Annotated in this window: 5 protein-coding genes; all 5 read left to right on the forward strand. The window is 51.4% G+C overall.

Translation table 11 applies throughout. The features are described 5' to 3' along the window. Positions 1–254, forward strand: a 254-nt coding sequence (locus VIN66_RS01600; RefSeq protein WP_331922363.1) for a type III-B CRISPR module-associated protein Cmr5, incomplete at its 5' end; no start/stop codon positions are given. Beyond that, positions 251–1,303, forward strand: a complete 1,053-nt coding sequence (gene cmr6 / locus VIN66_RS01605; protein WP_331922364.1) for a type III-B CRISPR module RAMP protein Cmr6 — start codon at positions 251–253, stop codon at positions 1,301–1,303. The genes VIN66_RS01600 and cmr6, both read left to right, overlap by 4 nt. A 207-nt stretch (positions 1,304–1,510) precedes the next feature. Further along, positions 1,511–1,831 carry a CRISPR-associated protein Csx16 gene (locus VIN66_RS01610; protein ID WP_331922365.1) on the forward strand — a complete coding sequence of 107 codons (321 nt, stop codon included), beginning with the start codon at positions 1,511–1,513 and terminating at the stop codon, positions 1,829–1,831. 65 nt (positions 1,832–1,896) lie between these two features. Beyond that, positions 1,897–2,844: a CRISPR system precrRNA processing endoribonuclease RAMP protein Cas6 gene (cas6, locus tag VIN66_RS01615; RefSeq protein WP_331922366.1), complete on the forward strand. Its 948-nt coding sequence runs from the start codon at positions 1,897–1,899 to the stop codon at positions 2,842–2,844. A 105-nt stretch (positions 2,845–2,949) separates the two neighbouring features. Continuing rightward, positions 2,950–4,365 (forward strand): reverse transcriptase domain-containing protein (locus VIN66_RS01620; RefSeq protein ID WP_331922367.1); only part of this gene is annotated, 1,416 nt, incomplete at its 3' end.

Raw genomic sequence — 4,365 nt, forward strand, 5'->3', positions numbered from 1 at the left:
TGCTGGCTAAAGGTAAAGACGAGCATATCGCCCTGTTAAACGACCTGGCGCAGGTGCTCAGCGCTCAAACCAGTGGGAGGGGTGATGGTAAAGCGCTGCATCAACGCATTATCGACGCCGACGCGGCAAAAGCCATGCTGCTGACCCGTCAGGCGCTGGACGCCAGCGGTTGGTTAAAACGTTATGTACAAGGTGTGCTAAAAGTGGATGCCACAGGTGGAAGTTCAGCAGAACAGGCATTAGGAGCAGAATGATGACCCAGTTAATGCGCACAGCGCTGAAAACAGCCTTCGCCGATGCCAAAGACGCCAACCCAGGCTTATTATTGCAACGTGGCTGGGCAAACTTTACTCAGCAAAAATCTGCCGACGAGGCCGGCAGCAAAACCGAACATATTGAGCGAATTTGCGCGATTCCGGCGTCATCACTTTATGCTAATGCTTACAATCGCTGGCTACAAAGCACCAGTAGTACCAATTTTTGCCGGCTGGTACTGAAGGTTGATAACCGATTACTGATTGGCTTAAGCGGTGGCGGCGCTTTAGAGACTGGCTGCTCCTTAAGCCACAACCATGGTATGCCTTATATCCCGGGGTCCAGTATCAAAGGTGCAGTGCGGGCTTGGGCTGAGGCTGCTTTGTCTGAGCACAAGCCATTGTTCGCTGAGTTGTTTGGCGCCAAAGATTCCAGCAGTGCCGCTTTACTGGAATTTTATGATGCCTGGTGGGTGCCACAAAGTGCACCGGGACAGTTAAATAACAAGCCTTTTGTGCAAGACATTGTCACCACCCACCACACCGATTATTACCAGGGCAAAGGGGCTGCTCCGAGCGACCTGGACAGCCCGGTGCCCAATGCGCTGGTGGCGGTGCAAGGCAGTTTTGTGGTTGTGGTGGGCACAGTGCCTGATTATGCGCCACTGGTTAAAAACCTGCTGCAAAAAGCCCTGGCCGCCAATGGTGTTGGTGCCAAAACTGCGTCAGGTTATGGTTATTTTTCTGCTGACGACAAAAGAACCAAGGCCTTAGAGCAACAAGCTAACCTGGCGCAAGTGGCTGACCTGCCGCCAGAGCAGCAACAAGACATGCGGTTACGGCACGAGTTGCAAGCCATGTCGGAAGAGGCGCTGGCATTGATGTTCAGCAAAAACCGCAATCAAACCAAAGCCAGGCCCGATTTCGAGCAACTGCTGGCCTTTGTCAAAACCGAATACAGCAGCCTGATTAGTGGCTGGCCACAAAAATCGCCTAATTTTGTCAAAGCCTATAAGTTTCTGAAAAACAACAGTGGTAGTGACGACTAAGCCTTCATATCAGCATTTAACCAAGCAAAAAGGCCAGAGCGACAAGCAGCCGGCTTTTTTGCAGTGGTTAAACTCTGCAGGTTACGCCCAAAGCAAACACAGCGAACATAGCAAACAAACTTGTCTGTGCGCCAGCTTCGCTTTAAATGCCCATAATGCCATGCCAACCCAATTATTTCGGTGTTTGATCACAGAAGGAGCATAACAATGGCGTTTTGGTTAGTCAGTCGTCACAGCGGCGAACAAAACTGGATAGAACTTGAGCGTATGCCTTGTGATTCCACCTTATTAGCCTGGTTAGCTCCAGAGGTAACAGCGGGCGATATAGTGCTGGGTGCTTTACCCATGCCGATGGTGGCGCAGCTAAATTTAATGGGTGTACATGTGGTGCATCTGACGTTGACCGAAGCAAACGGGCCAGGGAAGAACCTGGCAAAACTGGCTGCAACCGGGCTTACTGCGGTTTGTTACAAAGCGGAGCAGAATTTTAGCTCAGCACCTTCATCTACATTGCAGTTAAATGGTTGATTGAAAAATAATCAGTTTGTCTGTATCAATAAAGGCTGGCTGCTTGAGTGAAGGAGAACCAACGCATGATCAATGCCAAACCGCTGCTGGCACAGTTGCCTTACACCCATTGGACTGTTGAGCTTGAATTTACGCAAAGGGCAGAGCTGGACGTTTACAAAGGTAATGTACTGCACGGCGGTTTTGGCCGTGCTTTGGCGCTGGTGTCGCAGCAGCTGTTTGACCAGCTGTTTGTTCAGCCCGCTGACAATAACCAATGGGTGACACCTTTTGCTGTGTTTAGCTGTAATCAGCAGCAAGGCTTTGCTGAAGGTGCGCCTCTGCAGTTTGAACTGATGTTATCAGGGGCGGCTGCAGATGCACAGCAAGCGGTGCTGGATTGTCTGATGGTCTGGCAGGTATTGGGTTTGGGTGCCCAGCGCGCCCGCTTTCAGGTGCGTTCGGTGACCGACAGCCTGGGCGCTAAGGTGTATAAGGCTGGCCAGGGACAATCACCTGTGCTGGCTCGCTACAGTCTGGCACAATTTATGACAGATGATTTTTGCAAAGTTGCGACGAGCTGCAACTATGATGTGTCGCCTTTAGGTTATCGGCTACATACTATTACCCGTTGCCGGTTGCAACATCAGGGCCAGCCGCTGCGCCAGGCACCTGCGCTGTCATTGTTTTGCCAGATGGTTAAACGCCGCTTTTGGCAGTTAGTGCCAGAGGATATTCGTCAGATCACTGGCCAGCCCGAACTTGCGGGCCGAGTGCAGCCAGACCAGCTTGTGTTTTCCGACGATAGCTCAGAGCAACCGCAACAGGCGCAGGTGCGTTTTCACGACTGGCAACGCTATAGTGCTAAAGAGCAGCGGCAGGTCGCTATTGGTGGGCTGGAAGGCCAATGGCTGTACCCGCAGGTGACTGCGGAGCATTACTTTTGGTTGCGGCTGGGCGAGCTGATTGGTGTAGGCAATAAAAGCAGTTTTGGTTTCGGCCGTTACCGGGGCAATCTTGAGCAGGCATCTTAGGTAAATTGATACCTCTTTTAACTCACATCTGACAAGTTTGTAACTCAAAGCCCCTCCAAGGTGAGGTGTAGTCTGGTGCGTTCAACCAGCGCGGCGGAGGGGTTTATGACCAGGCAAACAAACAGCAGCATTTTTCCGTTTCACCGACCTCAGCCTCAATTTGCCGATATCAGCCTGCATGGGCTACTCAGCGAAAGCTCGCTGGAACTTGCCTTTAAAAAAGTGGCAGAGAACAACGGCGTTGCCGGGTTGGATGGGGTGACAATAGCACAATTTGCCCAGCGTTTACCGCAAGAGCTGCAAAAATTACAGTACGAAATTAGCACTGGCCGGTACAGGGCCCAGCCTTGCAAAGTGGTGGAGATCCCCAAAACCAACCAAAAGTTTCGTCGGCTGGCTATTCCCTGTATTCGTGATCGGGTGGTGCAAACCATGCTAAGCCAGGCACTGATGCCATTTTTTGAACCGCATTTTGAACGCTGCAGTTATGGCTACCGGCCGGGGCGCAGTTATATTCAGGCGGTGCAGCAAATTACCCGCTTTCGTGATCAGGGGTTTGAGGTGGTGTTTGACGCCGATATAGAGCAATACTTTGACAGTATTCCGCAAGATTACCTGTTGGCACAGTTGGCCGATTACCTGCCAGACGCTGCACTGATTGGCTTGATTGAACGCTCTTTGCAGCAAATGCAGTGGCATAAAACCCAACTGGTGTATGGCAAAAGCAGGGGCATGGGGGTGCCGCAAGGTTCACCTCTGTCACCTGTACTGGCCAATTTGTACCTGGACCCGTTAGATGAAGCTTTATTGAATGCTGACTATAAACCAGTGCGTTTTGCTGACGATTTTATTGTAATGTGCCAGAACCAGAAATCGGCAGCTAATGCACTGGTGCTGACCCGCGAGGTGCTGGAACAGCTGAAACTGAGTTTTAATGCCGATAAAACCCGCGTTACCGACTTTGAACATGGCTTTGTCTTTCTTGGCCATTATTTTATTGAGCAGTGGGTAGAGCCGATTAAAAAGCTGGCCACTCAGCAGCTGGAATATCATGCTTTTGCCCCTTTACCTGAGGCTGAACCTGCCACAACATCGGCGCAGGTGGCAGCTTTGCTGAGCAACGAAAGTGCGACAGAGCTGGGCGACGATACCAGCCAGCAGGAACCAGAGCGGCCCTTGCTGAACTTTATGCAACGCGAAATTCAGGATTTACTGCAACCCGAAGACTGGCCTGCAGCTACAACGCAGCAAAGCGACAGCCGGCTGGTGAGTAAACTGCGGTGTTTGTATGTTAGCCGCCAGGGCGCAGTGCTACACAAAGTGGCCGGCAAAATAGAAGTTCGCACTGGCGATAAAGTGGTCTGCCGTCAGCCACTGGCGCAACTGGATTGCATATTATGTTACGGCGCCGTGCATTTAACCCGTGCAGTGTTGCATTACGCCATAAAAACCGCGCTGAACGTAGTGTTTATGAGCCGTTATGGCGGCTATTACGGCCAATTGCAAAGCAGCAACTGCTAT

Origin of the sequence: Rheinheimera sp. (assembly GCF_036568245.1) — a bacterium.
Classification (GTDB): Bacteria; Pseudomonadota; Gammaproteobacteria; order Enterobacterales; family Alteromonadaceae; genus Alishewanella.

Excerpts from the sequence above, each read along its gene's own strand:
- cmr6 (WP_331922364.1), top strand. The coding sequence starts at position 251 with ATGATGACCCAGTTAATGCGCACAGCGCTGAAAACAGCCTTCGCCGAT.
- cas6 (WP_331922366.1), top strand. The coding sequence starts at position 1,897 with ATGATCAATGCCAAACCGCTGCTGGCACAGTTGCCTTACACCCATTGG.
- VIN66_RS01610 (WP_331922365.1), top strand. The coding sequence starts at position 1,511 with ATGGCGTTTTGGTTAGTCAGTCGTCACAGCGGCGAACAAAACTGGATA.